Origin of the sequence: Pseudomonas sp. SIMBA_067 (genome assembly GCF_046534675.1) — a bacterium.
GTDB lineage: Bacteria > Pseudomonadota > Gammaproteobacteria > Pseudomonadales > Pseudomonadaceae > Aquipseudomonas > Aquipseudomonas putida.
In genome coordinates, this window is the sequence record NZ_JAWRYH010000712.1 from 1 (window position 1) to 260 (window position 260).

Annotated in this window: 1 protein-coding gene; it reads left to right on the forward strand. The window is 50.8% G+C overall.

All coding sequences use genetic code 11. The annotated features are described in order from the left end of the window. Nucleotides 1–17: 17 nt before the first annotated feature. Nucleotides 18–260: Wzz/FepE/Etk N-terminal domain-containing protein (locus tag SB765_RS31000; protein WP_410932671.1), on the forward strand; the 243-nt coding region annotated here is incomplete at its 3' end.

Here is a 260-nt window from a genome sequence, read left to right on the forward strand (position 1 = left end):
GTGGGTTGTTTCGTACCTTGTGGGCTGGGAAGCTATGGATTATTGGCATGGGGCTGGCGTTTGCGTTAATCGCGCTGGCGTATACGTTTTTTGCTCGTCAGGAGTGGAGCTCGACGGCGATTACCGATCGTCCAACGGTGAATATGCTGGGGGGATATTACTCACAGCAGCAATTTTTGCGTAACCTGGATGTCCGTTCAAACATGGCTTCTGCCGACCAACCATCGGTCATGGACGAAGCCTATAAAGAGTTTGTTATG